General features: G+C 67.2%; 31 protein-coding genes. 4 read left to right on the top strand and 27 right to left on the bottom strand.

Annotated elements, in window-relative coordinates:
• Nucleotides 1-6: 6 nt before the first annotated feature.
• The 15 genes from glk to O5O43_RS11640 form a co-directional block, all read right to left on the bottom strand.
• Nucleotides 7-978 (bottom strand): glucokinase, encoded by a 972-nt coding sequence (gene glk / locus O5O43_RS11710; protein WP_271084067.1) that lies wholly within the window; start codon nucleotides 976-978, stop codon nucleotides 7-9.
• A complete protein-coding gene (gene edd, locus O5O43_RS11705) occupies nucleotides 975-2,849 on the bottom strand; it encodes a phosphogluconate dehydratase (protein WP_271084066.1) in 1,875 nt (624 codons plus the stop codon). Before edd ends, glk begins: the two co-directional genes overlap by 4 nt.
• Nucleotides 2,849-3,559, bottom strand: a complete 711-nt coding sequence (pgl, locus tag O5O43_RS11700) for a 6-phosphogluconolactonase (protein WP_271084065.1) — start codon at nucleotides 3,557-3,559, stop codon at nucleotides 2,849-2,851. Before pgl ends, edd begins: the two co-directional genes overlap by 1 nt.
• Nucleotides 3,556-5,013: a glucose-6-phosphate dehydrogenase gene (gene zwf, locus O5O43_RS11695; RefSeq protein ID WP_271084064.1), complete on the bottom strand. Its 1,458-nt coding sequence runs from the start codon at nucleotides 5,011-5,013 to the stop codon at nucleotides 3,556-3,558. The genes pgl and zwf overlap by 4 nt, the downstream gene beginning before the upstream one ends.
• Nucleotides 5,014-5,051: 38 nt before the next feature.
• Nucleotides 5,052-5,678 (bottom strand): bifunctional phosphoribosyl-AMP cyclohydrolase/phosphoribosyl-ATP diphosphatase HisIE, encoded by a 627-nt coding sequence (gene hisIE, locus O5O43_RS11690; protein ID WP_271084063.1) that lies wholly within the window; start codon nucleotides 5,676-5,678, stop codon nucleotides 5,052-5,054.
• Nucleotides 5,675-6,442: an imidazole glycerol phosphate synthase subunit HisF gene (hisF, locus tag O5O43_RS11685; protein ID WP_271084062.1), complete on the bottom strand. Its 768-nt coding sequence runs from the start codon at nucleotides 6,440-6,442 to the stop codon at nucleotides 5,675-5,677. Before hisF ends, hisIE begins: the two co-directional genes overlap by 4 nt.
• Nucleotides 6,439-7,182, bottom strand: coding sequence for a 1-(5-phosphoribosyl)-5-[(5-phosphoribosylamino)methylideneamino]imidazole-4-carboxamide isomerase (hisA, locus tag O5O43_RS11680; RefSeq protein WP_271084061.1), 744 nt, complete (start codon nucleotides 7,180-7,182; stop codon nucleotides 6,439-6,441). Before hisA ends, hisF begins: the two co-directional genes overlap by 4 nt.
• Complete coding sequence (hisH, locus tag O5O43_RS11675; protein WP_271084060.1) at nucleotides 7,179-7,778, bottom strand: imidazole glycerol phosphate synthase subunit HisH; 600 nt, start codon at nucleotides 7,776-7,778, stop codon at nucleotides 7,179-7,181. Before hisH ends, hisA begins: the two co-directional genes overlap by 4 nt.
• On the bottom strand, nucleotides 7,775-9,202 hold the full coding sequence (gene hisB, locus O5O43_RS11670; RefSeq protein WP_271084059.1) for an imidazoleglycerol-phosphate dehydratase HisB: 1,428 nt from the start codon (nucleotides 9,200-9,202) through the stop codon (nucleotides 7,775-7,777). The genes hisH and hisB overlap by 4 nt, the downstream gene beginning before the upstream one ends.
• On the bottom strand, nucleotides 9,199-10,521 hold the full coding sequence (gene hisD / locus O5O43_RS11665; RefSeq protein WP_271084058.1) for a histidinol dehydrogenase: 1,323 nt from the start codon (nucleotides 10,519-10,521) through the stop codon (nucleotides 9,199-9,201). The genes hisB and hisD overlap by 4 nt, the downstream gene beginning before the upstream one ends.
• Nucleotides 10,521-11,402, bottom strand: a complete 882-nt coding sequence (gene hisG / locus O5O43_RS11660) for an ATP phosphoribosyltransferase (RefSeq protein WP_271084057.1) — start codon at nucleotides 11,400-11,402, stop codon at nucleotides 10,521-10,523. The genes hisD and hisG overlap by 1 nt, the downstream gene beginning before the upstream one ends.
• A gap of 6 nt (nucleotides 11,403-11,408) precedes the next feature.
• On the bottom strand, nucleotides 11,409-11,729 hold the full coding sequence (locus O5O43_RS11655; protein ID WP_271084056.1) for a YerC/YecD family TrpR-related protein: 321 nt from the start codon (nucleotides 11,727-11,729) through the stop codon (nucleotides 11,409-11,411).
• 102 nt (nucleotides 11,730-11,831) lie between these two features.
• Nucleotides 11,832-12,179, bottom strand: a complete 348-nt coding sequence (locus O5O43_RS11650; protein WP_271084055.1) for a DUF1428 domain-containing protein — start codon at nucleotides 12,177-12,179, stop codon at nucleotides 11,832-11,834.
• A gap of 100 nt (nucleotides 12,180-12,279) precedes the next feature.
• A complete protein-coding gene (locus tag O5O43_RS11645) occupies nucleotides 12,280-12,768 on the bottom strand; it encodes a VOC family protein (protein WP_271084054.1) in 489 nt (162 codons plus the stop codon).
• Nucleotides 12,769-12,806: 38 nt separating this feature from the next.
• A complete protein-coding gene (locus O5O43_RS11640; RefSeq protein ID WP_271084053.1) occupies nucleotides 12,807-13,379 on the bottom strand; it encodes a dihydrofolate reductase family protein in 573 nt (190 codons plus the stop codon).
• An 83-nt stretch (nucleotides 13,380-13,462) separates the two neighbouring features.
• Here O5O43_RS11640 and O5O43_RS11635 point away from each other — a divergent pair, with 83 nt between their 5' ends.
• Entirely contained in the window at nucleotides 13,463-14,155 is a 693-nt protein-coding gene (locus O5O43_RS11635; RefSeq protein ID WP_271084052.1) for a winged helix-turn-helix transcriptional regulator, read from the top strand.
• Here O5O43_RS11635 and O5O43_RS11630 read toward each other — a convergent pair.
• From O5O43_RS11630 to O5O43_RS11590, 9 genes are all read right to left on the bottom strand, one after another.
• Nucleotides 14,152-14,361, bottom strand: coding sequence for a flagellar basal body rod C-terminal domain-containing protein (locus tag O5O43_RS11630; RefSeq protein ID WP_271084051.1), 210 nt, complete (start codon nucleotides 14,359-14,361; stop codon nucleotides 14,152-14,154). The two genes, O5O43_RS11635 and O5O43_RS11630, sit on opposite strands and share 4 nt — an antisense overlap.
• Complete coding sequence (locus O5O43_RS11625; protein ID WP_271084050.1) at nucleotides 14,358-16,052, bottom strand: pilus assembly protein; 1,695 nt, start codon at nucleotides 16,050-16,052, stop codon at nucleotides 14,358-14,360. Before O5O43_RS11625 ends, O5O43_RS11630 begins: the two co-directional genes overlap by 4 nt.
• A 91-nt stretch (nucleotides 16,053-16,143) precedes the next feature.
• Nucleotides 16,144-16,848, bottom strand: coding sequence for a monofunctional biosynthetic peptidoglycan transglycosylase (gene mtgA / locus O5O43_RS11620; protein WP_271084049.1), 705 nt, complete (start codon nucleotides 16,846-16,848; stop codon nucleotides 16,144-16,146).
• Between the two features lie 228 nt (nucleotides 16,849-17,076).
• Nucleotides 17,077-18,054 carry a WD40 repeat domain-containing protein gene (locus tag O5O43_RS11615; RefSeq protein ID WP_271084048.1) on the bottom strand — a complete coding sequence of 326 codons (978 nt, stop codon included), beginning with the start codon at nucleotides 18,052-18,054 and terminating at the stop codon, nucleotides 17,077-17,079.
• 10 nt (nucleotides 18,055-18,064) lie between these two features.
• Entirely contained in the window at nucleotides 18,065-18,748 is a 684-nt protein-coding gene (locus O5O43_RS11610) for an SDR family oxidoreductase (protein ID WP_271084047.1), read from the bottom strand.
• Nucleotides 18,745-19,893 (bottom strand): GTP-binding protein, encoded by a 1,149-nt coding sequence (locus O5O43_RS11605; RefSeq protein ID WP_271084046.1) that lies wholly within the window; start codon nucleotides 19,891-19,893, stop codon nucleotides 18,745-18,747. The genes O5O43_RS11610 and O5O43_RS11605 overlap by 4 nt, the downstream gene beginning before the upstream one ends.
• A gap of 37 nt (nucleotides 19,894-19,930) precedes the next feature.
• The gene (locus O5O43_RS11600) at nucleotides 19,931-20,896 is read right to left on the bottom strand and encodes a cation diffusion facilitator family transporter (RefSeq protein ID WP_271084045.1); all 966 of its coding nucleotides are present in this window, start codon (nucleotides 20,894-20,896) and stop codon (nucleotides 19,931-19,933) included.
• A gap of 9 nt (nucleotides 20,897-20,905) precedes the next feature.
• Nucleotides 20,906-21,565 (bottom strand): hypothetical protein, encoded by a 660-nt coding sequence (locus O5O43_RS11595; RefSeq protein ID WP_271084044.1) that lies wholly within the window; start codon nucleotides 21,563-21,565, stop codon nucleotides 20,906-20,908.
• Nucleotides 21,566-21,608: 43 nt separating this feature from the next.
• The gene (locus O5O43_RS11590) at nucleotides 21,609-22,931 is read right to left on the bottom strand and encodes a cyclopropane-fatty-acyl-phospholipid synthase family protein (RefSeq protein WP_271084043.1); all 1,323 of its coding nucleotides are present in this window, start codon (nucleotides 22,929-22,931) and stop codon (nucleotides 21,609-21,611) included.
• 201 nt (nucleotides 22,932-23,132) lie between these two features.
• Here O5O43_RS11590 and rplU point away from each other — a divergent pair, with 201 nt between their 5' ends.
• From rplU to O5O43_RS11575, 3 genes are all read left to right on the top strand, one after another.
• Entirely contained in the window at nucleotides 23,133-23,687 is a 555-nt protein-coding gene (rplU, locus tag O5O43_RS11585; protein ID WP_271084042.1) for a 50S ribosomal protein L21, read from the top strand.
• Between the two features lie 57 nt (nucleotides 23,688-23,744).
• Complete coding sequence (rpmA, locus tag O5O43_RS11580) at nucleotides 23,745-24,032, top strand: 50S ribosomal protein L27 (protein WP_271084041.1); 288 nt, start codon at nucleotides 23,745-23,747, stop codon at nucleotides 24,030-24,032.
• A gap of 166 nt (nucleotides 24,033-24,198) precedes the next feature.
• Nucleotides 24,199-24,732 (top strand): GNAT family N-acetyltransferase, encoded by a 534-nt coding sequence (locus tag O5O43_RS11575; RefSeq protein ID WP_271084040.1) that lies wholly within the window; start codon nucleotides 24,199-24,201, stop codon nucleotides 24,730-24,732.
• A gap of 43 nt (nucleotides 24,733-24,775) precedes the next feature.
• On the opposite strand, the gene O5O43_RS11570 is transcribed toward O5O43_RS11575, so the two are convergent.
• From O5O43_RS11570 to O5O43_RS11560, 3 genes are all read right to left on the bottom strand, one after another.
• Nucleotides 24,776-24,973: a hypothetical protein gene (locus tag O5O43_RS11570; protein WP_271084039.1), complete on the bottom strand. Its 198-nt coding sequence runs from the start codon at nucleotides 24,971-24,973 to the stop codon at nucleotides 24,776-24,778.
• A gap of 102 nt (nucleotides 24,974-25,075) precedes the next feature.
• A complete protein-coding gene (locus O5O43_RS11565) occupies nucleotides 25,076-25,606 on the bottom strand; it encodes a BA14K family protein (RefSeq protein WP_271084038.1) in 531 nt (176 codons plus the stop codon).
• A 51-nt stretch (nucleotides 25,607-25,657) separates the two neighbouring features.
• Complete coding sequence (locus tag O5O43_RS11560; RefSeq protein ID WP_271084037.1) at nucleotides 25,658-26,173, bottom strand: hypothetical protein; 516 nt, start codon at nucleotides 26,171-26,173, stop codon at nucleotides 25,658-25,660.
• Between the last annotated feature and the right edge of the window lie 147 nt (nucleotides 26,174-26,320).

Here is a 26,320-nt window from a genome sequence, read left to right as displayed (position 1 = left end):
GCGGCGTTACCCCGCCTCCGCGAACGCCACGCGCGCAGCGCCCAAAAGGGCGGCGTGCTTGTGGGTGATCACCCAAGTCGGGATGTCGGCCATATAGCCTTGGAAGCGGCCCTTTCGTTCAAACCGCTCGCGGAAGGGACTGGCTTTGAGGAAGGGCAGGATGCGAGGCGCGATGCCGCCTGCGATGTAGATTCCCCCTCGCGATCCCATGGTCAGGGCGACGTCGCCCGCGACCGCCCCGAGGATGGCGCAGAACCGGGCCAGAGTCGCGCCGCAATGGCTGCGCGGATCGGCCAGGGCCTCCTCCGTGATCTGGGCTGGATCGTCGATACGGGTTTCGCGCCCGTCGATCTCCGCCAGAGCCCGGTGCATGTTCAGCAGCCCGGGGCCGCAAATCAGCCGCTCGATGGAAACGCGATCATAGCGCTTGCGCAGGATACGAAGGATTTCGTCCTCGATCGGATCGCCAGGGGCGAAACAGGCGTGGCCGCCCTCGGACGGCATGGCCACCTCGACGCCGTGGACGTCCCGCGCCAGCGCCGAAACGCCGAAGCCGGTGCCGGGCCCGAGGACCGCGATGGCCGAATGCGGGTCACCCGCCTCGGGTCCGCCGAGATGAGCCAGATCGGCCGACGGCACCACGGGCGCGCCCCAGGCCAGGGCCTCGAAATCGTTGATGAGGCGCACGGGGTTGAGGCCCAGCGTCTGCAACTCCGCCTCCGACACCGCCCACGGCGAGTTCGTCAGGTCGATGGCCCCGTCGGTTACCGGCCCGGCCACGGCGATCACCCCGCCGGTCGGCTTGACCTCGCAGCCGTCCACATAGGCCGCGACCCCCTTCAGAAAGGTCGGATACTGCTCCGCCGGGAAACTCTCGTGGTGATCGAGGGTGATCGCGCCGTCCGTCATGGTGGTGATGGCGAAGCGGGCATTCGTCCCGCCCACGTCGCCGACCAGAAGCGTCTTGCTGTCACTCACGCGTCGATCTCCCGGTTCTGGACATTCGGATCCGCGACATCCCGGATCTCTGGTTGTTGTTCGCTCGGCTCGGCCACGAAACAGACCGAGGCGCCGCGTTCGGCCGAGGACACGACCGAGCGGAAGGCTCCGAACAGCTCGCGGCCATAGCCCCAGCTCTGCACCGAGTTCGGCCGCGCCCGAACCCGCGTCGTCAGGTCGGAGTCCACGGCCACCACGCCCGCCTCGGCGTCCAGCCGGATCAAGTCGCCATCCTTCACATAGGCCAGGGGTCCGCCTTCCAGCGCCTCGGGCGTGATGTGGATGGCCGCCGGGGTCTTGCCGGAGGCGCCGGACATCCGTCCGTCGGTGACCAGGGCGATCGGCACGCCGCGATCCTGCAAAACGCTCATCAGCGGCGACAGGGAATGCAGCTCCGGCATGCCGTTGGCCTTGGGCCCCTGGAAGCGCAAGACGATGACGCAGCCCTCGTCCAGTTCGCCCTTTTTGAAGGCGTCCAGCACGTCCTCCTGGGCGTCGAACACCCGGGCCTTGGCTTCGACGATCCGGTGCTGCGGTTTCACGGCCGAGATCTTGATGACCGCCCGACCGAGATCTCCCTGCACCAGACGCAGGCCGCCCTCCGTATCGAACGGGTCAGATGCGGGCCTCAGAATGTCGCTATCCAGGCTTTCGGCGACCCCGTCCTTCCAGATCAGTTCGCCGTCGACCATCGTCGGCTCCTTGAAATAGGGCTCGATGCCGCGGCCCATGATGGTCGTGACGTCGGAGTGGATGTGTCCCGCCTGCGCCAGTTCGCGCGCGACGAACGCCACGCCGCCCGCCGCCTGGAAGGCGTTCACGTCGGCCGATCCGTTCGGATAGACCCGCGCCAGCAGAGGCGTCACGGCCGACAGCTGGTCCATGTCGGTCCAGTCGATCAGCACCCCCGCCGCCCGCGCCATGGCGACCAGATGGATGGCGTGGTTGGTCGAGCCCCCGGTGGCCAAGAGCGCCACGATCATGTTCACGATCGACTTCTCGTCGATCACATCGGCCATCCGGCATTCGCCCGTCCGCGACAGCTCGACCGCCCTTTTGGCCGCCGCCGCCGTCAGGGCGTCACGCAAACCTGTTTCCGGATGGACGAAGGCGGTCGACGGCATGTGCAGCCCGCCCAGCTCCATCATCATCTGGTTGGAGTTGGCTGTGCCGTAGAAGGTGCAGGTGCCCGGCGAATGGTACGAGCCGATCTCCGATTCCAGGAGGGTCTGGCGATCGACCTTGCCTTGCGCATAGTCGGCCCGGACGCGAGCTTTCTCCGCATTCGGAATGCCTGACGGCATCGGACCCGCGGGCGCGAACACGACGGGCAGGTGGCCGAACGCCAGCGCCCCCATGAACAGGCCGGGCACGATCTTGTCGCAGACGCCCAGCATCATGGCCGCGTCGAAGGCGTCGTGGGTCAGGGCGACACCCACCGACATGGCGATGACGTCGCGGCTGAACAGCGACAGCTCCATGCCGGGCCGCCCTTGCGTTACCCCGTCGCACATGGCGGGCGTGCCGCCGGCGACCTGGGCTGTCGCGCCCACTTCGCGGGTCGCGGCGCGGATGACTTCCGGGAAGCGTTCGAACGGTTGATGCGCCGAAAGCATGTCGTTGTAGGCCGTGACGATGCCGAGGTTCGGCGTCTTGCCGTCCATGACCTTCAGCTTGTCGGCGATGGTCTGGCCGGCGAAGGCGTGGGCCCAGTTGGCGCAGGACAGTTTGGCCCGGCCGATCCCGGCATCCCGCGCCGCGTCCATGCGACGGAGATAGTCGGTGCGGGTCTCTCTGGACCGTTCGACGATGCGTTGGGTCACTTCCGCGACCGTGGGGTGAAGGGGCATCACTCAGCCTCCGTCCAGACGACTTCCAGCGGGACCTTGGCAGCGATCAGGGCCGAGATCGGTTGCACGGCCGGATCGCCGAGCGCCTCACGCTGGAACACCTCCAGCTTGGCCCGGCCCTTCAGGCCCAGGATCACCCGCCCTGCGGACATCAAGTACGGCAGGTTGATCGAGATCCGCTCCAGGCTCGGCGCCATGCCGTCACGCCCATGTGGCACGCCCAGCACCGTGGGCTTCAATGTCGGCGACAACAGGGTCTTCAGCGTCGGGCTTTCGGGGAACATCGAACAGATGTGGCCGTCCTCGCCCATGCCCAGCAGGACCGCGTCGAATCGTCCGCCGGCTTCCGCCAGGGCGTGGGCCGCCACCGCCGCCGCCCGGTCGACCGTGATCTCGGCGTGGTACAGCGGAATGAAGGAAGCCTTTGCCGCCGGCCCCTGTAGCAGGGTCTGCTTGATCAAGGTCGCGTTCGAGTCCGGGCTCGTCTCCGGCACATAGCGCTCGTCCACCAGGGTGACAGCGACCTTGGCCCAGCCGATCTCGGCCTGCGCCAGCCGTTGATAGATCGGCGACGGCGTCGATCCGCCGGAGCCTGCGAACACCGCCTTGCCGCTGGCGATGACGGCCGCGCCCAGCGTCTCTTCGATCCGCCCCGCGATGGATTGGGCCCAGCTCTCGACGGTGGGAAAGGTTTCGATCTCGACGGTCATTCCTGCGTGTTCCAGTCCCGGCCCGTGCGCGCGATCAGCATGTCGGAGGCGTCCGGACCCCAGGTCCCGGCACGATAGGGCTGGGGCTTCACCTTGCCGTCGACCCAGGCCTGGGACACCCCGTCGACCCACTCCCAGGCCTTCTCGGCCTCGTCGCGCCGCACGAACAGGGTCGAGTCGCCGTTGAGCGCGTCCAGCAGGAGCCGCTCATAGGCGATCCGGCGGCGCGGCGGCGCATCGCCCTTGCCGCCCACCCCCCAGGACAGGCTCATCTTGATCGGCTGAAGTTGCATCCGCTGATCCAGCCCGGGCTTCTTGTTCATCACTGTCAGGGAGATGTCTTCCTCGGGCTGCAACTCGATGATCATCCGGTTGGCGCTTTCCTCGTCGCGCGCGTCCTGACCGAAGATGGAATGCGGCACCGGCTTGAACTGGATGACGATCTCGGTCCGCTTCTCCGGCAGCCGCTTTCCGGTCCGCATGAAGAAGGGCACGCCGGCCCAGCGCCAGTTGTCGATGTCCGCCCGGATGGCGACGAAGGTCTCGGTGTCGCTATCGGCCCCGCGCTCCTCGTCGTACCCGGGCACCCGATTGCCCTCGACCGTGCCCGACACATACTGACCGCGCACCGTGACCCGTTCCGCGTCCTCGTCGGTGACATGGCGCAACGAGCGCAGCACCTTCACCTTCTCGTTTCGCACCGAGTCAGGATCGAGGTCACTCGGCGGCTCCATCGCCACCAGACACAACAGCTGCAGCATGTGGTTCTGCAGCATGTCCCTGAGCGCGCCGTATTCATCATAGTAGGGCCAGCGATCGCCGACCCCGACTGTCTCGCCGACCGTGATCTGGACGTGGTCGATCGACAGGTTGTTCCACAAAGGCTCGAAGATGACGTTGCCGAAGCGAAGGGCGATCAGGTTCTGAACGGTCTCCTTGCCCAGGTAGTGGTCGATGCGGAAGACCTGCTGTTCGCTGAACGCATCGGCGACCGCGTCGTCGATGGCGCGGAAGCTCTCGAGATCGCGCCCAACCGGCTTCTCCAGCACGACCCGATCCTCCGGCTCGGCCAATCCGGCGGCGCGCATCGCCGTGACGATCTTCGCGTAGAGGGACGGGGAGACGGCCAGGAAGGAAGTCACCGACCCGTCGCCGACCTTGTCCCTCAGCGGTTTCAGGCTCTCGGTCGAGGTGGCGTCGACGGCGAGGTAGTCGAGGCGGCTTTCCAGCCGGGTCCAGCTCGCCTCATCCCAGGCGTCGTCGGCCTTGGCCTTGCCCTCGACGGCCGCGCGGACCTTGCCGACGTATTCCTCGCGGCTTTCGTCCGAGCGGGCGGCGCCGATGATCTTCAGGCCGTCGGGCAGCAGGCCGTCGTGCTCGAGGAAATAGAGCGAGGGCAGCAGCATGCGCATCGCCAGATCGCCGCCGCCGCCGAACAGCACCAAAGCCGTCATGCCTGCCTGTCTCCCTGTCGGGGATGTGGCCCCGTCGTTTATCGTGGTTGTTTGGCCGGTCGCTCGCGCGTGGCCAACACGTCCAGAACGTCCTGAAACGACAAGTGACGCGCCCGTAACAGAACGAGCAAGTGATAGATCAGGTCCGCCGCCTCGGATGCGACTTCTTCGTCAGGCCCCGCGGCGCCCGCCAGAGCGGTCTCCACGCCTTCCTCGCCGACCTTCTGCGCCACCCGTTTCGGGCCCTTAGCCAGCAGTCTGGCGGTCCAGCTCGTCTCCGGATCGGCCGCAGCCCGTTCGGCGATGGTCCGCTCCAGCCGCGCAATTCGACCCAGACCCGGCGCGTCCTCATCGCCGAAACAGCTGGTGGTCCCAAGGTGACAGGCCGGTCCCATCGGCCGCACCGACAGCACCAAGGCATCCCCGTCGCAGTCGGCCGCGATCCCGACCACCTTGAGCCTGTTGCCCGAGGTCTCGCCCTTTCGCCACCGTCCCCCGCGCGAGCGGGAGAAGAAGGTCGCTTCACGGGACTCGATCGTTTCCTCAAGCGCCGCCCGGTCCACATAGGCCAGCGTCAGCACCTGAAGCGTGTCGGCATCCTGCACCACGGCGGGGATCAGGCCGCCGCCCTTGGCGAAATCGAGAGTGTCCGGATTGATGCTCATTGTCTCACCTCCACGCCCGCGCCGGCCAGGAAGGCCTTCAGGTCCGGCACTGCGATCTGGCCGGAGTGGAAGACGCTGGCCGCCAGTGCTCCAGACACATTGGCCCGATCAAAAACGTCCAGAAAATGCGACTCCGACCCAGCCCCGCCCGAGGCCACGAGCGGAATGGTCAGCCGCGACCGTGCATCAGCCAGCTGAGCGGTGTCATAGCCCTTCCGGACCCCGTCCTGATCGATGCAGTTCAGCACGATCTCCCCGGCACCGCGCTCCTGCGCCTCCACGATCCAGTCCATCGTCCGCCGCCCGGCCAGACGGCGCGCATCCGGATCGCCCGTGTATTTATGCACGACGTAGTCGCCGTCCTCGCGCCGGCTATCGACCCCGACCACCACGCACTGGGACCCCAGCCGCTCGGCCATCTCGGTGATCAACTCGGGCCGCTCCAGGGCCGGGGAGTTGATCGAGACCTTGTCCGCCCCGTTGTCGAGACAGGTCGCCGCCTGGTTCACCGTCCGGATCCCGCCCGCCACGCAGAAGGGTATGTCCAGCAGCCGCGCGATATCCCGCACCCAGCCATAGTCCAGCGTCCGCCCCTCGGGGCTAGCCGTGATGTCGTAGAAGACCAGCTCGTCTGCCCCCTGATCGCGGTAGCGGGCAGCGAGCTCCGAGGCGTCGCCCATGTCGACATGCCCCTCGAACTGCACGCCCTTCACGACCCGGCCATCCTTGACGTCGAGGCACGGAATGATGCGCCGCGCGGTCACTGAACCGCCTCTACCGCCTCTATGGCCTGTCGAGCCGTGAACCGGCCCTCATAGATGGCTCGTCCGACGATGGCGCCGTCACAGCCGATGGCCTTGGCGGCCAGGATGTCCTCGATCGACGAGACTCCTCCAGACGCCTGCACCTTCAGCTCCGGACGTCGCTGGAGCACCTCGGCCAGCAGTTCCAGGTTCGGCCCCGTCAACGCTCCGTCCCGACCCACATCGGTGATCAGCACATGCTTCAGCGTGCCCGCCGGATAACGATCCAACGCGGCCCACAGATCCACGCCCGCCGCCTCGGTCCAGCCCTTCAGCGCCGGCACGGGCACGCCGTCCTCGCCGACCTTCACGTCGAACGCCAGGGTGAGGCGATCCGGGCTGAAACGCTCCAGCCAGGTCGCGACCACGACCGGATTGCTGACCGCAAGCGACCCGACCACCACCCGCGACACACCCGCGTTCAACAGGGCCTCGACGTCATCCACGTCGCGCACGCCGCCGCCGGACTGGATCTTTACATCGATGCTGCCGGCCAGCTCGCCGATCAGTTGGTGCTGCATCGCGCGCCCGGCCTCCGCGCCGTCCAGATCGACGACATGGACCCAGGTCGCACCCTCCGCCGCGAAGGCCGCCAGCCGCGCCGCCGGGACCTGATCGTATTCGGTCACCTGATTGAACCGCCCGTGCATCAGCCGCACGCAGACGCCGTTCCGCAGGTCGATGGCGGGATAGACGATCATGCCGGCAACTCCAGGAAGTTCTGCAATATCCGCGCGCCCGCCTTCGCCGATCGCTCCGGGTGGAATTGACAGCCCCAGCGATTGCCCGTCCGGACCATGGCCGGCACCTCGGCCCCATAGTCCGCGCAGGCGATGGTCGACGCTGTGTCCGGGCAGACAAATGAGTGGACGAAGTAGGCGTAGTCGCCCTCTTTGACTCCGTCCAGGATCGGATCGTCGGCCAGGCTCCGAAGCTGCGACCAACCCATGTGCGGCACCGGCAGATCGTCACGAACAGGCATCCGGGTCACCCGGCCAGGAATGAACCCCAGCATCGTCGCGCCCCCGTTCTCCTCGCTCTCGGCGAACAGCAACTGTTGGCCGAGGCACAGCCCGATCAGGGGACGCTCGAACGCTTTGATGACCTTCACCAGACCCAGCGCCGCCATCTGCTCCATCGCATAGCCGGCGGCTCCCACCCCCGGCAGCACCACTCGCTCCGCGTCGGCGATCACGCTCGCCTCCGAGGTCACGACGACGTCGGCGCCCAACCGCTCCAGCGCGAACTGGACCGAGGCGGTATTCCCCGCGCCGAGGTGGACGATGACGACGGTCACAGCACACCCTTGGTCGAGGGCACCACATCGCCCTCGATCCGGATCGCCTGTCGCAGCGCTCGGCCGAAGCCCTTGTAGACGGCCTCGGTCTTGTGGTGGTCGTCGTCGCCGGTGACGGAGATGTGCACCGCCGCCCCCATCGCCTCGGCCAGCGAGCGGAAGACATGCGCCGTCAGGTCAGTGCGGTACTCGCCGATGAAAGGCGTCGCGAACGTCCCCTCGAACAGCGGATAGGGGCGTCCCGACAGGTCGATGGCCACGTTCGCCTGCGCCTCGTCCATGGCCAGGACGAAGCCGTAGCGCGCGATCCCGCGTCGCTCGCCCAGCGCCTGTTTCAGCGCCAGACCCAGTGCGATGGCCGAGTCCTCGATGGTGTGGTGAGGGTCGGTGTGCAGGTCGCCCTCGCACGACAGCCGCAGGGAGAACCCTCCGTGCGCGGCCACCTGCTCCAGCATGTGGTCGAAGAAGCCGACGCCGGTCTCGATCCTGATCGGTCCCGTCGCGTCCAGATCGACGGCGCAGACGATGCGCGTCTCCTTGGTGTCGCGCACGGCCTGCCCGACCCGATGCGACCGCGCCTTGGCCGGCGTCAGGCCGAGCGCCGTCAACAGCCGGTCGTTGACCTCGGCCTTGATCGACACCGGCAGCCTCAGCCGGTCGCCCGACCGGTCTGCCGCCACACCGTACTTCGCCAGTTCGCCCAGTGTCGCCTCCAAGTCCGAAGGCCGCGCCATCAGGATCGGCCCCGCGCCTTTCTCGACCACCATGGTCCGGCCGATTTCTCGCACCAGCCGCTCGCGCTCGCGTCGGACGGCTGCAATCCGCTCCGCCGTCTCGATCATCCGGGACGGGTCCAGCGCCTGCATCGCCAGCCGCACCAGGGGGGCGGGCAAGGCATAGGGCTCGACCACCTCGGCGAGCAGCGCCAGCGTCTCCGCCCGAGCCAGCGCCGCGCCGACTCGTGCGCCGGCCAAACCATGGGCCATCGACAGGCTCCGCAGAACCACCAGATTGGCGTGCTGCGAAACGAGTGTCGCCGCCGACGGCGCGTCTGAGAACTCGACCAGCCCTTCGTCCACAATCAGGAGAGCAGGCGCGACGCGTTCCGCCATCTCGACCACGGCCTCGGCAGACCCCAGCGCGCGGATCACCACCGCCGCCCGTTCGCCGTCGCCGGGGCGATAGATGCGACCCAGCTCGGCATAGGGCTCGGCTTCGGGCGCCTCGACCGATCGTCCATCCCTCGCCGCCATGCGCCAGACCAGTTCCAGCCCGTGCGTCAGGCCGCGTACCGCCAGCACTTGATCGGCGGCGACGCCATAGACCTGCGCCATCCGCGCCTGCAGCGCCGTCGGCTCGCCGGGATATTTCTCCAGGCCCTCGCCGCCGGTGACGAGAGGTGAATAGGGGGCGGGCAGGGTCACGGCACGCTCCTTAGATCGGCTGCCCGCGCGTGGGCCTCCAACCCTTCCAGTCGCGCCAGCCGCGCCGCGATAGGCCCCAACCGTTCGGCGCCGGCCTCGGTCACCGTCTGCACCGACATTGAAGTCATGAAGCTGGCGGTGGTGATCCCGCCCAAGGTCCGCGCCCCGCCGTCGGTGGGCAGGACGTGGCTCGGACCCGCTGCATAGTCGCCGAGAGTCTCGGCCGCCCATCGCCCGACGAACACCGCCCCCGCCGCCCGGATTTTTGGCACCAGCGCTTCCGCGTTCTCGACATGCAGCGCGAGGTGCTCGGGTCCATAGAGGTTCGACACCGCGACCGCCTCGTCCAGATCGGACACCAGCACCGCCCGCGCCTCGGCGAGCGACGTTCGCGCGATGGCTTGGCGAGGCAAGGTGGAGACCTGCTCCTCGACCTCTTCCAACACCGCATCGATGGTCGCGACCCGGTCAGCGACCAGCACCACCTGGGCGTCCGCGTCGTGCTCGGCTTGGCTCAACAGGTCGGCGGCCACCAGGTCCGCGTCGGCGCTCCGGTCGGCGATGACCAGCAGTTCCGACGGCCCCGCCGGCATGTCCGCGCTCGGCCCGCCGGGCAGGGAGGACGCATATCGCTTGGCCTCGGCCACATAGGCGTTGCCCGGTCCGAACAGCTTGTCACAGGCGGGGATCTCGCCGTCCTCCAGCGTTACGCCGAACGTCATCGCCGCGATCGCCTGCGCCCCGCCGATCAGCCAGAGCGCGTCCAGTCCCGCCTCGGCCGCCGCCAGGATCATGGCCGGATGAGCCGATCCGTCCTTCGACGGCGGCGTCACCGCGACCCTCGTCTCGACCCCTGCGACACCCGCCGGAATAGCCAGCATAAGGAGTGAAGAGAAGAGCGGCGCCGTCCCGCCGGGCACATAGAGACCCGCCGCCCCGATGGGCCGCCAGACGATCTTCGACGTCACGCCCGGCGTCGTCTCGACCGATTTCGAGTCCTCCGGAACCGTCGCCTGATGGAAGACCCGGACGTTCTCCGTCGCGACCCGCAGCGCCCGCGTATCGGCGGGGGGCAGGGCGTCGCGCGCCTCGGCCACGACCGCCTCAGTGATAGCGATCCGGCGCGGCGCGAAGCCGTCCAGCTTGATCGCCCACTCCGTCACGGCCGCGCCGCCGCGCGCTTCCACGTCATCGAAGATGGCGCGCACGGCGTCCACGACGTTCGCTTCCGATCGCTGCTTCGGCCGGGCCAGGGCCTCGCGCCGCCCCGCCGCATCCAATGTCGCCCAATCTATGCGTTTGAAGACAGACGGGGGCATCACATCATCTTCTCGATGGGGAGGACGAGGATGGCCGAAGCGCCTGCCGCCTTCAGCTTCTCGAGGGTCTCCCAGAAAACGGCCTCTTGGCAGACGGCGTGGACCGCGACCGCATCGTCGCGTCCCATCAGAGGCATGACCGTCGGCGCGCCCGCTCCGGGCAGGATCGCCGTGATCTGGTCCAGCGCCGAGCGCGGTGCGTTCAGCATCACGTATTTCGCCCCTTGGGAGGACACCACGCCCGCCATCCGCTCGATGACCGAATCTAGCAGGTGCTGCAGGCCCGGCTCAGGCGCGACAGGCGACTGGATCAGCACGGCCTGACTCTCGAACACCGTCTCCTTGGCGACAAGACCGTTGGCTTCCAGCGTCGCGCCGGTCGACACCAGATCGCAGATCGCCGCCGCCAGCTTCAGCCGGGGCGCGACCTCGACCGCGCCGCGCATGACGACGGTGTCGGCCTGGACGCCCTGCTCATCCAGATAGCGTTTGAGGATCCTCGGATAGGACGTCGCGATCCGCAGCCCCTCCAGCGATGCCGGCCCTGCGTAGTCCAGCGTCGGCGGACAGGCGAGCTTCAGGGTGCATTTCCCGAACCCCAACGGCATCACGACCGAGGCATTGGCCCCGCCATTCTTGCCCTCTTCCAGCACATTCTCCCCGACGATGCCGAGGTCGCAGACCCCGTCCGCCACAAAGGTGGGGATGTCGTCGTCACGCACGCGCAGCAGGTCGATCGGATAGTTCTCGACCTTGTAGAGCAGGTCGTTCGCCCCCTTCACGACGCGCAGGCCGGCGTCCCGCACGAGGTCGAGACTGCGGTCGGCCAGGCGGCCGGATTTCTGCACGGCGATGCGAAGTCGCCCCTGGACGGTACTCATGGCAAGTCAGGCTTTCTTGGTCAGGCGATCGAGAACGAGGCGATAGCCCTGATGATCCATCTCGCGCAGGAAACGCGCGACGCGGACGACGGTGGTGGGGCTGGCGCCCGCCTCCGCGCCGATCTCCCGATAGGTCTTCAGTCCCTCGTCCAGCAGCCGGGCCACCGCCCACCGCTCGGAAAAGGCGCGCAGTTCGGCGGGGGTGCAGAGGTCCGACAGGAAGGCGTCCAGCTCCGCCGGCGTCTTCAGCGACAGCAGGGCGTCATAAAGCGCCAGCCGGTCGTCGGCGGCCTTATCGATGGCCTTCTTGGAAAGTGGGGCGGACATGTCTGTGTTCCACTATGATGTAACAGTGGAACGGTCAAGGCCTTGTGACGGGGTCTCCCGCTGGGGAGGCGTCACAGGCCCTGCCGGCTTGGCTCAGCGGGATCAGCTCTCGAAGATAGGTTCGAAACCGCCCCACATCATCCGCTTACCGTCGAACGGCATGTCCATGCCTTCGAAGCGCGGGTCTTCCATCATCTTCTGCCAGGCGGCGTCGGCGGTCGCCTTGTCCGGCCATTTCAGCCACGAGAAGACGACGACCTCGCTCTCTTCCGCCTTCACGGCCATGGGGAAGGAGGTGTGCTCGCCGCCCGGGACATTGTCGCCCCAGGTCTCGACCTGTTCGAGCGCGCCGAACTCCTTGAACAGGGGCCAGCTGACCTCCGCGGACTTGCGGTAGCGCTCCTTGTTCTCGGCGGGGACGGGGATCAGGAAGCCGGTGATGTAGGACATTCTGGTGCTCCTTCGGAGAGGCCTACCGCTCGCGACGCGGTCGCTCGCTGCTTGAGGCCCATGTGTGACTGTGAGGCGGACGGGATATTGTACGAATGCGTCAGGACGCCGCGTCGGCGGCGGCTTCCAGGGCGGCGATGTCGATCTTCCTCATCGTCATCATGGCGCCGAAGGCGGCCTTCGCGCGGGCTGGGCTCTCGTCATAAAAGGCCATCAGCCGCTTGGGCGTGATCTGCCAGTTGACGCCCCAGCGATCCTTGCACCAGCCACACTGGCTCTCGGCGCCGCCGTTGCCGACGATGGCGTTCCACAGACGGTCGGTCTCGGCCTGGTCGTCGGTATAGATCTGGAACGAGACAGCCTCGGACTGCGGGAATTGAGGTCCACCGTTCAGGCCCATGAATGTGCGGCCGGCCAGGGTGAATTCGACGACCAACTCCTCGCCCGCCTTGGTGGAGGGGTTGTCGTTGGGGCTGTCGGTGGTCTTGTCGACATGGCTGTTGGGCAGGCCGAGCGAGACGTAGAACTCCGCCGCCGGACGGGCCTGGCCGAGGTCGTACCAGATACAGGGGGTGATCTTGTCGGGCATGGAAACCTCCGTGTCAGCGGCTCTCTGGGGAGCCTTGGTCACTCCGCTAGGTCTTGGACGACCTGGTAGCGGAGATAGGTCATGCCGCCGTCGAAGCGGCGGGTGTCGAGCAACACCAACGGCAGGGAGCCGCCGTCGGGGAACATCTTCAGACCGCCGCCGACGAGGACGGGGGCGATGAACAGCTGGATCTCGTCCACCAGCCCCGCCTTCAACGCATGGGCCGCGAGGGTGGGTCCGCCGATGGCGATGTCGGTGGCTGAGGCCGCCTTCAGCCGACGCACGGCCTCGGGATCGAACGCGCGCTCGATGCGGGTCTTGGTCGTCGGCGCTTCGTCCAGGGTGGTGGAGTAGACCACCTTCTCGGCCGCCTTCCAGATTTCGGCGAAGTCGGCGCTGGCGGGCGACAGGCCAGCGAAGGAGGGGTCCGTCTCCCATCCCGTCATCATTTCGTACAGCCGGCGGCCGTACAGATAGCTGCGCAGCGGCCGTTCGAGATCGTTGATGAAGGCGAGAACCTCCTCGTCCGGTTCGGCCCAGTCAAACCCGCCATTGCGGTCCGCGACATAGCCGTCGAGCGAGGACAGGAAGGAATAGATCAGCTTGGGCATCCCATTGTCTCCTTCCCGTTTGGCGGCCGTTTGCGGGCTCTCGATATTGCGAACCTAGTCTAATGAGATTATCTTAGTCAACAATGAAGTTAGGAAAAGTAACTAGCGAGTCTGCGAAGGCGTCCGGGCGCCGCTACCACGACGCCTGCGGGGCGGCGCATGGGCTGGACCTGGTTGGGGAGCGGTGGGCGCTGCTGGTCATGCGCGAACTGATGTTCGGCCCGCGCCGGTTCGGCGACCTGAAGTCGGACCTGTGCGGCGTCTCGGCCAACGTCCTGACGCAGCGGCTGGAGGGACTGGAGGAAGCGGGCATCGTGCGTCGTCGCAAACTGCCGCCGCCGGCCTCGGTCCAAGTCTATGAGCTGACCGACTGGGGCTATGAGGCGCAGCCGGTGTTCGAGGTTTTGGGCCGCTGGGCCGCCCGCTCTCCGCAGCACGATCCGGGACTGCCGATCAGCGCGGTGTCGGTGATGATGTCCCTGCGGACCATGTTCGACGCCGAGGCGGCCGGCGACCTGACGGCGCGGATCGGCTTCGTCTTCGGGGATCGCAGCTTCGTGGCGACCATCGCGGACGGCGACCTGACCAGCGAACGGAGCGAGATCGAGACCTGCGACGTGGTGTTCGACTGCGAACCCGCCGCCGTGGTCGAATACGTCTACGGCAAGCCGCCGCTGGCGCAGATGGAGGCGGCCGGTCGGCTGGCGGTCACGGGCGACCGGGCCCTGGCTGAGCGGTTCCAGACCTTCTTTGGCCTGCCGGACAAAGCGGGCTAGGCCAGAATATCCAGCAGGGCGCCGGTCATGTCATTGGCGGTCTTGAGCACGGCGACGTTGGCCGAGAACTGGGTCTTGGCTTCGACGCGCTCGACCATTTCGGTCTCGAGGTTCTCCAGGGGCGCCTGGGCGGTGCGCACCGCGCTCTGTTCAAAGCGGGCGACGGCCGAGGTCATTCCCGCAGCGGCGATCGAGGAGGCGATCATCGCGAAATCCTCAGGTTTTCGATGGCGCCCGCGATGCGGTCGAAGGCCGCGCCGATCCCCGAGGCGCTGTCCACCGGGAAATAGTGCTCGTCGTCGGAGGCGCAGCGGCGCAGCAGGGTCTGGGCGCTAGCGTCCACCTGGACCGCCACCGTGTACACTTCGATGCCGTCGCCCTTCATGTTGCCGCACATGTCCTCGACGCCCGCGTTGGGGTGGTCGAAGCGATTGTCCATGGCCGTGCGGCGCTGGGAATCGGACCCAGAGGTGATGCCCAGACGGTTCTGCCAGATGTAGCCCATGCCGTTGTAGTTCGACCCGTTGGGGCTGTCGTACTGGCTCATGACGTTCTCGCCGTCGGTCATGATGATGATGATCTTGGTCAGGCGATCCGTGCCGTAGGCGCGACCGTCGCCGAAGGGGGCATTCGGCGACAGGGTGTGCCAGCCCCACATCGTGCCCAGTGGCACGTTCGTGTTGCCGCTTGCGATCATGTTGTTCACGGCCGTCCGGAGCTGGTCGTAGTTGTCGGTCAAACGAATCAGGGGCTGGAGGTCGCAGCCGCGATTGGGACCACGCGACGTGTTGAGCGAGCCGGACTTCAAATAGGTCGTGGCGTATTTGGCGCTATTGCGAACCCTGCGGAACCACTCGGTGTTGCGCGCGGTGGAACTGGCGAAGGCATTGTTCGAACCGGCGTAGTTGTTGCTGCCGGTCTGGGCGCCGTCGAGCAGGTAGTCGTTGCCCTCGTAGTCGAAGTTCCGCCAGGTGGAGTCGTTGGGATAGTCGTCGCGATCCGGCTCGTCGGCAGCGAAATAGGGGACGAACATCCGGGCCTGGTTGCTGGACACGGGGGCGTCGTCGCGAATGTCGTAGGGGGCCTGGCGAGCCTCGACGCAGCCGCCCCAGGTCGTGCCGAGCCGTCCGAACAGGGTGAAGCGGCCGACTGCGGTCGAGAACAGGCTGTAGGGGTTGCTGGACACGGCGCCCCCGCCCGTGTGGGTATTGGCGTTGGACATGTAGCTGGGCACGGTGTTCGAGCCGCCCTGGACGACGCGAACAGTCTGGGAAAAGGGCACCAGCGAAATCTTGATGGCGTCGGGCTCGATCGAACGGCTGTCGGCGGCCTCCAGTCGGTCGATCAGGTCGGTGGCGGCGGCTTTCAGGTTCGACAGCTTCGTGCCGGCCATCGAGCCCGTGTTGTCGAGCACCAGGGCCACCTCGACCCGGTTGTTGGAGCGCAGCACTTCCGAGTGGGCCTTGACCGGGATCGTGTCGCCCGTGCCCTGGCCGACCATGGGCAGGATGATGTTCGCGACCAGAGCCGAGACATTGACACGCGCGTCGCCGACGACCGCGCCGGTGTTGTCAAGCTTGAACGTCGTGCCGGCGGTCTGGAGAGAAATGTCCTTATAGGGCGCCAGGTTCGCCTGCAGCGAAGCCAGACCCACCCGGGTGATGTCTGCATCCGTCGTGTAGGGCGACCGGGCGGCGGCCAGGGTGGCGGCGTCGAGCGAGTCCTGCAGGTTGGCCTTCACGGTGGAAGCGCGGTGAATGTCGATCCCGCCGAAGGTGATCAGCAACAGGACCGGGATCACGAAGGCCGAGATCATGGCGATATTGCCGCGCGTATCGGATGCGAAGCCGCGCACGACGTCGCGCGCTCGCTGCATCACCCGGATTACGATCGTCATGGCCCACCCGTGGTCGCGGCGGCCCCGGACGGGGGACCGCAATCGACCTCGTTTAGCGCCTGACGGTTAAGGCTTCGGCCAAGGCGGCTGGTTAACGTTCGCCCAGCACGCAGTCCGCCAGGCCCTCATTGCGGACTACGCGGGCGCTGGCCTGGACGCGGGCGGCGCGGCGGCGGAGGTAGGGGCCGGGGGAGCGGGCGTCGTAGCGTCGCGGCGAGGGCAGGATGGCGGCGATGCGGGCCGCCTCCCGGGGCGACAGGTCGGCGGCGGACTTGCCGAACCAGTGTCGGGCGGCGGCCTCCGCGCCATAAATGCCCGGGCCCATTTCGGCGACGTTCAGATAGACCTCCATGATCCGTCGCTTGGACCAGACGGTCTCGATCATGAGGGTGTAGCCGGCCTCAAAACCCTTTCGGATCCAGTCGCGCCCAGGCCAGAGGAAGACATTCTTGGCCGTCTGCTGGGAGATGGTGGAGCCGCCCCGCACCCTTCGGCCGCGCTCGTTGTTCTGCAGCGCCTTCTCGATGGCCTGCATATCGAAGCCGCCGTGGGAACAGAAGCGGGCGTCCTCGGCGGCGATGGCGGAGGCGACGAGGTTGGGCGAGATCTGGTCGAGCGAGCGCCAGCGGTAGTCAAGCCCATGGCCGGCTATGAACTCGCGCGCCATCAGAAGGGTCAGGGGCGGCGGGGCGAAGGTGTGGATCAGGACACCCCCGATCGGCAGGGCGGCGAGGATTAAGGCGGCGGTCAGAAGGGGACGGCGCTTCTTCGGGCGCGGGGTTGTATCGTTGGTCATCGATCCCTCCCGGTGCGGAGTTTTTTGCCGATGGGCGTGGCCGTGCAAGGGCCAGGCTAGTGAAGGTTGACGTCCCACAGGAAGATCACGGCGAAGGCCCCGATCACGACGAGGGCCAGGATGCCCACGGCCATGCAGCCGAAGGCCATTCTCGGCGTCTCGCCTCGCGGCCGATTTCTCATCCGGACCCCCGTTCGGCCGGACGATAGGGCGCGTCGCGGGGCGAGGCTAGAGGTCCGAAACGCCGGCGTTACCCTCTTCGTCGGCCCAGGCGACGCGGGTGGCGTCCGGACTCAGGGCCAGGGCCGCGATGGGCGCGCCCTTCTCGGCCTTGATGAAGTTGAGCCCCTGGGCGGCCGGGTCGGCGACCCAGACGCGGCCGTCGGCGAGACCCGCGGCCATGCGGCTGTGCGGATTGGCCGTGGCGACCAGGTTGACCAGGGTCGTGTCGTCGTAGCCGATCTCCGACGCCTCGCGGCCCATGGGACCGTTCGAGCTGTCGAAGGGCCAGAGGACCGTCCCTTGCGCGCCCGAGGTGGCCAGAAGCCGGCCTTTCGCGAGAAAGCCGACGGAACGGATCTTGGACGGATAGCCGCCCATCCGCATGTTCTTGGCGTCCTTCAGCCGCCAGCCGTGCAACTGGGCGTCTTGCATCATGGTGATCACGAAGGCGCCGTCGGGCGAGAAGGCGACGCCGGTATGTGATCCGGCCCAGACCAGCTTGGTCGGCTTCTGATCGGCGATCCGCGCGAACCACAGGCAGGCGCCGCCGTAGGTCGAGGTGGCGATGCGGCGGCCCTTGGGATCGAAGGCCACGCCCGAAACGGTGCGCTCATGGACGAAGTCGCGGCGGAAGGCGGCGTCGGTCGCGTCGATGACCGACAGGGTCTTGCCGGCGGAGAAGGCGATCAGGTTCGTCTCGGACGATGCGTCGATGGAATCGATCCACTGGCCCTTGCTGAGTCCTTGGGCGGTGGCCAGAACCCCGGCCTCGCCCTTCCTCGACCAGATGACGCGGCCGTCGTCGCCGCCGGTGACCAGGCCGTCGCCGGACGGGTGGACCACGGCGCACAAGATGGCGCCGTCATGAACGTCGTCGAAGGTTCGATCCTCGAACCGCACGGAACCGTCGCCCAAGGCGAAGACCGCGCCGGAGGATTCGAAATGGGCCGAGGTGACCTGGGCGTCGAAGGTGAAATGCGTCATGCGCGACGCCCTACCACGCGATGTCCTTGCCCCTGTAGTCGATGAAGCGATGGGCGTCGGCGCCGATGTTGGCGGCGAGCTGGTCGGCGATGCCGGACACGCTGGTCTCGATATCGATGTCGGCGTTCTGACCGCCCATGTCGGTCTTCACCCAGCCGGGGTGGATGGACAGCACGGTGACGCCACGATCCTTCGCCTCGGTCAGCCACAGGGACCGAGCGAGGCTGTTCTGCGCGGCCTTGGTCGAGCGGTAGACGGCGGAATGGCCGCTGGATTGTTCGCCGATGGAGCCCATGCGGCTGGACATCAGGGCGAGGACGCCGGTCTTGTCCCGCATCTTTCCAATGAGGGCGTGGGCGAGGCGGATGGGGCCGAAGACGTTGGTGTGGAAGGCCTTGTCCAACTCTGCGGGCGAGGCATCGACGACGCTCTTCGGACCGATGACGCCCGCATTGACGAAGACGACGTCCAGCAGGCCGGGGACCTTGGCGGCCAGACGGGCGATGTCGTCATCCGAGGTCACGTCGGCCTGAAGCACCGTCAGGCGCTCCGCGCCGGGCAGGGCCTTCAGTTCTGTTTCGTCGGCGGGTTTGCGCACGGTAGCAACGACGTCGAAGCCGCGCTTCAGGTGTTCGGCGACGAGACCGAGCCCCAGACCGCGAGAGGCGCCGACGATCAGGATGGCTTTGCTCATGCCGCGCAGCTTTCGAAACCGGCTTTCAGCGCCGCTTCGTCGAGGTCGCGGCCGATGAAGACAGCGCGGCTCCAGCGGCGTTCGGTCGGGCCCCATTCGCGTTGCAGGTCGCCCTCCAGGATCATGTGGACGGCCTGGAAGACTAGACGCTTGTCTTCGCCCTCGACGTTGATGATGCCCTTGGCGCGCAGGATGTCCTGGCCTTTCTCGCCCAGCAGCTTGTCTAGCCACTGAGTGAATTTGACGCCGTTCATCGGCTGGTCGAGCGACAGGGAGACGCCCTTGATGTCGTCGGCATGATTGTGCCCGCGCGCGCCCGAAACGGACGGCGAAACCCCGTCCAAACCGTCCGACCCGTCCACACCGTGCGCAAGGTCGTGCCCATGATGGTGGTGATCGTGGTCATGATCGTGCGCGTGGTGATGGTGGTCGTGGCCGCAGTGTTCGTCGTGTACGTGGCCGTCCTCGCCGTGGGGCGGGTTGGCGAACTCGGGCTGGATCTCGAGGATGCGCTGCAGGTCGAAGCCGTGCAGGCCCAGCACCTGGTCCAGCGGCACATTCGCCCGCTCGGCGCGGGTGATGGGGGCGATGGGGTTGAGCTTCCTGAGGCGGGCCTCGACGGCGGCCAGTTCGGCGGCTGAGGCCAGGTCGGTCTTGTTGAGGATGATGCGGTCGGCGAAGGCGACCTGCTCGCGGGCCTCTTTCGAGTCGTCCAGGCGGGCCATGACGTGTTTGGCGTCGACCAGGGCGGTGACGCTGTCGAGCGTCGTCTTGGCCTTCACATCCTCGTCGACGAAGAAGGTCTGAGCCACCGGCCCGGGGTCGGCGAGGCCGGTGGTTTCAACGATGATGGCGTCGAAGGCGGGCTGGCCCGGCTTCTGGCGCTTCATCAGGCCGGCGACGACGCGGATCAGGTCGCCGCGCACCGTGCAGCAGACGCAGCCGTTGTTCATCTCGAACACGTCCTCGTCGGCGCCGACGACCAGGTCATTGTCGATGCCGATCTCGCCGAACTCGTTGACGATGACGGCGTAACGCTTGCCGTGGTCCTCGGTGAGGATGCGGTTAAGCAGGGTGGTCTTGCCCGCGCCGAGGTAGCCGGTGAGGACGGTGACGGGGATCTTCGAAGAGGTCGTGTCGGTCATGGGCGCTAGATGGCGGTTGGCGCCCTTCTTGTGAAGGTCAACAGTCCGGGCAATCCGGCATGACATCGGTTTCGAGCTGAAGCGTTGTGTGGGCGATGGCGAATTGCGTCTTCGCTAGGGTCTGGGCTTCGGCCAGGAGGGCGCGGGGGTCGCCGCGGTCGTGGACGAGGTGGGCGGTCAGCGCGGTCGAGGTCGTCGACATGTTCCAGACGTGCAGGTCGTGGACGGCCGAAACGCCGGGGAGGGCGGCGAGGGCGTCCCTGACCTTGGCGACATCGACCGAACCGGGGGCGGCGTCCATGGCCAGGCCAACCGAATCCTTGAGCAGGCCCCAGGTGCCCAGAAGGATGACGATGACAATGGCGATGGAGACCAGCGGGTCGACGATGGACCAGCCTGTGAACAGGATCAGGGCGCCCGAAATGACGACGCCGATGGAGACGCCGGCGTCGGCCATCATGTGCAAATAGGCTCCGCGCGCGTTCAGGTCGCTGTGCTGGTCGCGCATGAACAGGAGCGCGGTGCCCAGGTTGATGACGAAGCCGATGCCGGCCACGATCATGATGATGCCGGACTGGACCGGGGCGGGATCGGTCAGCCGCTGGACCGCCTCGAAGGCGATGGCTCCGCAGGCGAAGATGAGCAGGAGGGCGTTGGCGAGGGCGGCGAGGATGGTTGCCTTGCCGAAGCCGTAGGTCAGTTGCTTGCCCGCCGCGCGACGGGCGAGGACGGCCGCGCCGCCGGCCATGGCGAGGCCGAGGACGTCCGACAGATTGTGGCCGGCGTCGGCGAGGAGGGCGGTGGAGCCGCTGTAAATCCCGGCGCCGAACTCGCAGGCGACGAAGGCGAGGTTGACGATCAGTCCGACCAGATAGCGCCAGTCGCCGGTGTCGACCGGGCCGTGGGCGTGGCCGTGGTGGCCGCCTCCGCCATGGGAGTGACCATGATGCGAATGGTCGTGACCATGCTCATGGTCGCCGTGTGCGTGATCGTGGAAAGCCATCCGGCGACCCTAGTGCTGGTGGAGCACGACGAGAAGGCCGATCGCGATCAGGGCGAGGCCGAGGATGGCCCCTTCATAGCGCGCCCACCGCTCCAGCTTGAGAACCGAGGCGCCCGCGCGGGCCAGGGTGGTGAAGGTCGCCATGCCGAGAATGGTGCCGAGGGCGAAGGCGGCGGTCAGAAGGGCGAGGGCGCCGACGCCTTCCTGGGCGGAGGACATATAGATGGGGAGCAGCACCTCGCCGGGCGACAGGGCCATGACGGCGACCAGGCCCCAGAATGCGGCGCCGTGGCCGACGGTGGGCTCGGCGAGGTCGAGGGCGGGGCCGCCCGCCATGACCGGGCGACGGATGGCGGACTTGACCAGATAGAAGGCGCCGAAGCTGAACAGAAGGATGGCGGAGAGATGGGGGAGGAGGCCGGCGACAATCTCGTCCAGCGCCATCCCGGCCGCGACGATCAGGGAGCCGACCAAGGCGGTCGAGGCGATGTGGGCGAGGCCGGCGGCGGCGACGGCCAAGAGGTTCTTCGGCAAGCCCCACCGCTGGGCGCGCCCGACCAGTACGAACGGCAACCAGTGGGTCGGCAGGGCCGCGTGCAGAAAGGCCGCGGCGAACCCGCCCCCGAGTAGGGACCACAGGACCGGCTGTTCGAGATCGGGCGGCGACATTGATCGCGATATAGCCTGTTACTTTATAACGCGCCAGCCGGGATCAGCGATAAAGCGATCCCCGATCCAGTGGCACGCCTGACGGACCCGCGCGCCGCTTCTGCGCCACCGTCTGGTACACAAGGATCGACCCCCGCTCGAAGCCCTTGGCGCACATGGCGAAGAAGATGAGCCAGAGGCGGGTGCGTTCTTCGCCGACCAGGGCGACGGCCTCGTCGCGGCGGGCCATCAGGCGGCGGGACCATTCGGCGGTGGTGGCCTGGAAATGCTCACGCAGGTCCTCAACGTCCAGAACCTCGAAGCCGAGGCGGCCGAGGTTGGTCACCGTCATGCCGATGGTGTCCAGCTCTCCGCCCGGGAAGATGAAGCGGCCGATGGTGCGGGTGGCGTTGGTCTGGGGCGTGATGTTTCCGGCCTCGCGGCCGCCACGACGCACCGAGGCCTGGTGGAAATAGAGGCCGCGCGGTTTCAGCAGGCGGTGCATCTCCATGAAGTGGCGGTCGTGGTTGGCGAAGCCGACGTGCTCGAACATCTCGACCTGGGAGATGGCGTCGAAATGCTCGGTCATCGTCAGATCGCGGTAGTCCTTGAGCTCGAGCGTGATCCTGTCCTGCAGGCCGAGGCGGGCGATCTTGGCGTTGGCGAAGGCGAGTTGTTCCTCCGACAGGGTCACGCCGTGGACGGTGACGCCGTAGTGTTGCGCCGCCCAGCACGACAGGCCGCCCCATCCGCAGCCGACGTCGAGCAGCTTCTGGCCGGGCTTGAGGCGGAGCTTGCGACAGATGAAGTCCAGCTTGCGAGTCTGGGCGTCTTCCAGCGACTGATCGGCATTGGCGTAATAGGCGCTGGAATAGACCATCTCCGGATCGAGGAAGAGGCCGTAGAAGTCGTTGCCGACGTCATAGTGGAAGGAGATGAAGTCCTTGTCCTTGCGGGCGGCCTTGGCCTGACGCTGGCCTGCCTCGCCGTTGGGGTCGTAGGCGGCGTCGCCGATCGAGCGTTTCGACCCGGCCAGCAGGAAGGGAACCAGTTCGCGCGCAATCAGTCCCTTGTTCACGCGCTTCGGCAGGTGGACGGCCCGGCCGTGGTCCCAGCGGTCGGCGGCCTCCAGCGGCGATCCGCCCTCGATGCGGACATCGCCGGTGGCGTAAAGCTCGAACAGGGTCATCAGGCCGGGCTTGAGAATCAGGCGGCGCACGGCGGAGGGATCAGCCAGGATGATGCGGATGTCGTCGCGGGCGTCGGGGCCGAGCGGAATGACCTCGCCTGTCCACAGTTCCAGCGAAAGGTCGGCCTGAAGGTGGTCGGCGATATGGCCCGCGATGCGGCGGGCGGCGACGACCCGGCGGTCGGTGGTCTGGGTCATGGCGTCTTCCCCTGTGGCGCGGTTCGTCTTTGCACGGCCTGCAGGAACGGGGCTAGATCAGCCGTCCAAATGAGCGGCGCCGGGCGTTTTCGGCGCCTTTCGCGTTGACTCGGAGGGGGCGGTCCGTATATGTCGCCGCTCTTCGCCCGCGGGGTCTACCCGGCGGGCGCATCCTTTTTTGCGTTACGCTGAGGCTCCAACATGTACGCGGTGATCAAGACCGGCGGCAAGCAGTACCGGGTTCAACCGGGCGACACGATCGTCGTTGAAAAGCTGGACGGCGACGCCGGTCAGGAACTGAAGTTCGACAGCGTCCTGATGCTGGGCGGCGACAAGGGCGTGACCCTGGGCGCACCGCTGATCTCGGGCGCCTTCGTCGGCGCGACCCTGATCGAGACCCGCAAGGGCGAGAAGGTCAAGATCTTCAAGAAGACCCGTCGTCAGGGCTATCGCCGCACGAACGGCCACCGCCAGATGGAATCGGTCCTGCGCATCACCGGCATCGACGGCGCCGGCGAGACCGCCAAGTGGGAAGGCAAGATCGACCTGATGACCAAGGCCGAGATCAACCTGCGCGCCCGCAACCTGGCCTCGCGCACGGCGACGTCTGACCTGGGTTCGACCGAGACGGTCGTGACCGGCGGCAACGGCGCCAAGGTCGAAGCCGGCGTGGTGGAAGCTTCGGCTCCCCCCAAGAAGGCCCCGGCCAAGAAGGCCGCCCCGACCGAAACCGCCGCTTCGACCGACGAAGCCTAAAACAAGACGCGCGCCAGACGGTCCTACGGCCGCTGACGCAACGAAGAGAGAGTTCAGATGGCTCACAAAAAATCCGGTGGTTCGTCGCGTAACGGTCGCGACTCGCACTCCAAGCGCCTGGGCGTGAAGAAGTTCGGCGGCGAAAACGTCCTGGCCGGCAACATCCTCGTGCGCCAGCGCGGCACCACCTTCCACCCGGGTGAGAACGTCGGCCTCGGCCGCGACCACACCCTGTTCGCCACCGAGCACGGCGCCGTGAAGTTCACCAAGAAAGCCAACGGCCGTTGTTACGTGTCGATCATTCCGGCGAATGACGACGCCCGACAGGCGCTCGCCGCCGAGTAACGCGAAACCGGATTTCGGATCGCGTTGCTCCTCCAAGAAGCAGCCGATCCGGACCAAGGGAAATATTCCGCGGGGAGTCTGGATCACCAGGCTCCCCGTTTGCGTTTCCCCGCCTCGAAGTCCGCCCGAGCCCTCCAAGGAGGCGGACCGATGAACGAGGCCAGACATGTGCGTCATTGAAACCTCTCCGGTCGTCGAGACCCGGCGTTTGTTGCTGCGCGCGCCCGCGCCGCAGGACGTGCCCGCAATCGCCCGCCTGGCCAACGATCACGACATCGCCCGCATGACCAAGCGGATGCCGCACCCCTTCGGACAGGGCGATGCGGAGGACTTCGTCATCGCCGTCGCCGCACAGAACCCGGCTCGAGCCAACACCTTTGTCATCGAGCACGAGGACCACGGCGTCGTGGGCGTTCTGGGCATGTTCGAGGACGAGGATCGGGTGCCTGAGACCGGCTACTGGATCGGCCGCGAGTTCTGGGGCCGGGGTCTGGCGACCGAGGCGCTGGAAGGCGCCCTGGTCTGGGCGTCCAAGCGCTGGAAGCGGCGTGCGCTGGTGGCCGGGCATTTCGCCGACAACCCGGCGTCGGGGCGTGTGCTGGAGAAGGCGGGCTTCCTCTACACCGGCGAGACGCGCCGGGCGTTCAGCCGCGCGCGGCAGGCGGACATCGATACGCGGATGATGGTGTGGCTGGCTTAGGCCGAAGCCTACCCCTCCCCCGCAGGGGGGGGTAGGTTTGCCTTTACCCCCCCGCCAACCCCGGCCCGAACGCCACCACCGCCGCCACGATTCCGCCGATCACAGCGGCGGCTGCTCCGGCCATGAAGGCGAAGGCCGTGCGCGTCTGCTTGCGGCGCATGCCGCCGGTGCGGACCGAGCGGATGATGACGAACGGCGACCGGTCGAAGGCTTCCGAACCGATGATGTTGTGCTGGGACACGGACGTACTCCCCGACTGATTGAGGTCGAGGAAAGCGGGGCCGGTGCGTCCGAAAAATGGCGAACGGCGTTCAGGCGCGAACCTGTGATCGACTGATCGCGGTTATCCGCAGAAGATCAGTCGGCCCGAATAGGCGCGGTAGTAGCCGCTGTTGGGATCGTAGGACCGGTAGCGCGAGGCGCAGTACGACTGGCGGCCTCCATCGCGGCCGTTGCCGTAGCCCGCGCCATAGTAGTTCAGGACCTGACCGCCGTAGCCCGAGCCGGGATAGACCTGATCGGGTCGACCATAGGCACCGTAGTACTGGGTCCCCTGGTTGTAGGGCTGATAGACGTAGCCGCCGCCGTCGCGCTCGCGGCTGTAAGGGCTGTAGCCCTGGTTCGAGCGATAGGAGCTATAGGACCGCATAGGACGATGGTCGCGCCAGCGGGCGTCGCAGTCGTCGCGGCCGCGATCCCAGTAGGCGTCGCAGCGATAGTCGCCGGGGCGGTCTTGCTGGCCGTTGTAGTCGTAGCCATAGCGACCGTAGCTCGAATACGACCGCACCTGATCCGGATAGCTCCAGTTCTGCGCAACGGCCGGAAGCGCGACCGAGGCGGTCAGGAGGGCGACGGCGATGGCTGCGGCTTTCATGGTTAACGCCTCGGCTTGTGCGGGATCGACCCGCCGGTTTGGGGTCGGACGCTACAGAGTGACGTTGGCGGTCGTGCCGGCGCGGGTCACGACGTGGCGCATCAGGACGATGCGGTCGCCGCCAGCGCTGACCGGGGTGATCAGGAACCAGCCGCCATCCGGCAGGCCGTCGAAGCGGAAGCGACCGTTGGCGCAGGTCGCCGACCGAACATAGGAGCGGTAGTCGCCATTGGGATCGGCCACGGTGCGGGCGCGAATCACCGCCTCTGGGACCGCCGCCTGGTCGGTCGATCCGTACAGGGTCTGGAACCGGGCGCGGGTGTAGGGGGTGTCGGGCGTCAGGGCGACCGATCCGGTGCAGGCGAAGCTCTGGCCGTCGCGGCCATAGGCGACGCTGCCTGCGATGCCCGCCGTACCCGTCCGGGTCGACCAGCCGAAGTCGGCGGCGTTGAAGGCGGCGGGCGGCGCCGGCGCATAGCCCGACGGCCCGGGGACGGGCGCGCAGGCGGACAGGGCGGCGGTAATCGCAGCGGCGGCGGCGAGGGTGGAAGCGGAGCGCATCGACATCGGACTTTTCTCGAACGGGCACATGGATACGCCTGAAGGGCCAGGTCCACATGACGCCTAACGCAGGCGTAAGGTCAAGGTTGCGGGACCTGACGGCGGGCGCCACAAGACCCGAACAACAGAACGGCCGGCCGTTCGGACCGACCG

Origin of the sequence: Brevundimonas sp. NIBR11 (assembly GCF_027912535.1) — a bacterium.
Lineage (GTDB): Bacteria > Pseudomonadota > Alphaproteobacteria > Caulobacterales > Caulobacteraceae > Brevundimonas.
Note: the sequence above shows the minus strand (reverse complement) of the source record. Positions and strands in the feature narration are given on the sequence as shown.